Annotated in this window: 1 protein-coding gene; it reads right to left on the bottom strand. The window is 56.8% G+C overall.

Annotated features, from left to right (window positions below):
• Positions 1-2: 2 nt before the first annotated feature.
• On the bottom strand, positions 3-1955 hold the full coding sequence (gene nagE / locus L977_RS15580) for a PTS N-acetyl glucosamine transporter subunit IIABC (RefSeq protein ID WP_023332402.1): 1953 nt from the start codon (positions 1953-1955) through the stop codon (positions 3-5).
• Between the last annotated feature and the right edge of the window lie 54 nt (positions 1956-2009).

Here is a 2009-nt window from a genome sequence, read left to right as displayed (position 1 = left end):
GATTACTTGCCTTTAATCTCATACAGCGGCGTTTGACCTGCAACCACCTGACCTTTTGCCTGAATAACCAGGCCACTGAAGTCGTCGATGTTGCTGCAAACAACCGGACTGATCATGGAGCGTGCATTGGCGTTCAGGAAGTCCAGATCCATCTCCAGAACCGGCTGCCCGGCCACCACTTCAGCGCCCTCTTCCACCAAACGAGTAAAGCCTTTACCCTCCAGCGCAACGGTATCGATGCCCATGTGGACAACAATCTCCGCGCCATTTTCGGTTTCGAGGCAGAACGCGTGGTTGGTGTTGAAAATCTTCACGATAGTACCCGCAGCAGGAGAGACGACGGTTTTGTCCGTTGGTTTCACCGCCACGCCGTCGCCTACCGCTTTACTGGCGAACGCTTCGTCAGGCACTTGTTCAAGGTCAACGACCTCACCCGTTACCGGAGAGACCAGAGCCGCCACCGTCACGGCGTTAGGCACGGCCTGTGGCTTCGCGGCCGGAGTCGCCGTTGCCGCAGGTGCGCTGTCAGCTGATGCCGCTGCGACCGGGCCACGCGCAACCACTTTCTTCATTTCGTCACCGATGGATTCCGCTTTGGCGCCCACGATAACCTGGATAGTTTGTTTGTTCAGTTTAACGACGCCAGATGCGCCAAGGCGTTTACACATTGCATCGCTTACGCGAGCGGAGTCACCCACGGTCAGACGCAGACGGGTAATACAGGCATCAATGGCTTTCAGGTTGTCGGTACCGCCGACTGCGGCAATGTAGCTGGTTGCCAGCTGAGTTAAACCTTCTTCGGTATTGCTGTTGGCTTCACTGGTCACGACGTCATCAGTGGTATCTTCGCGGCCCGGCGTTTTGAGGTTAAACATACGAATAACCGCGCTGAACAGAACGAAGTAGATAACGAAGAAGGCCGCCCCCATCACCACCAGCATCCAGACGTTCTTGCTTGCCGCTGGCAGGTTGTACATCAGCACGTAGTCGATCGCGCCTGCAGAGAAGGAGAAGCCCGCATGGATGCCCAGCAGAGTCGCCACGAACAGGCTGATACCGGTTAACACCGCGTGCATCAGGTACAGCAGCGGAGCCAGGAACATGAACAGGAATTCCAGAGGCTCGGTCACACCGGTCAGGAATGCGGTAATGGCGACTGACAGCAGCATACCGCCGACCATTGGACGACGCGCTTTCGGCGCAGCCAGGTACATGGCCAGCGCAGCGCCCGGCAGACCAAACATCATGATTGGGAAGAAGCCGGACATAAACATGCCCGCGGTGCCATCACCCGCGTAGAAGCGGTTAATGTCGCCGTGGAAAACGGTACCCGCCGCATTGGTAAACTCACCAATCTGGAACCAGGCGATGGTGTTCAGAACCTGATGCAGACCGGTTGGGATCAACAGACGGTTAATGAAGCCGAAGATGCCCGCACCCATCGCACCCGCAGAGACGATCCACTCGCCGCCCGCATGGATAGCATGCTGCACTGGCGGCCAGACGTAGCCAAAGATCGCGGCCAGAACCAGACAGAAGAAGCCGGTCGCGATTGGCACGAAGCGTTTGCCACCAAAGAAGCTGAGGAAGTCTGGCAGCTTGATGTTTGCCCAGCGGTTATATACCGCACCGCCGACCAGACCGGTAATGATACCCGCCAGTACGCCCATGTTGATTTCCGGGTTAATCGTTACCATCGCTTTCGTCAGGATGAAGTAACCGACCGCCCCTGCCAGCGCTGCGGCCCCTGCACTGTCTTTAGACCAGCTGGAAGCAACGCCGATGGCGAAAATCAGCGCCAGGTTGTCAAAGATTGCGCCGCCAGCCTGGGCGATAAACGGCACGTTGAGAAGATCGGGTTGCCCGAATCGCAGCAGCAGTGCTGCAACCGGTAGCACGGCGATAGGGAGCTGCAAAGCCCTACCGAGGCGCTGGAAAAAACCTAAAATATTCATCCTATTCCCCCTACGAGACCCTTTCCAGGCTCGCGCATTAACTATGTTTTTATT

Origin of the sequence: Enterobacter sp. ZOR0014 (assembly GCF_000798855.1) — a bacterium.
Classification (GTDB): domain Bacteria; phylum Pseudomonadota; class Gammaproteobacteria; order Enterobacterales; family Enterobacteriaceae; genus Enterobacter; species Enterobacter kobei.
Note: the sequence above shows the minus strand (reverse complement) of the source record. Positions and strands in the feature narration are given on the sequence as shown.

Coding starts and splice junctions, on each gene's coding strand:
- nagE (WP_023332402.1), bottom strand. CDS start 1,955: ATGAATATTTTAGGTTTTTTCCAGCGCCTCGGTAGGGCTTTGCAGCTC.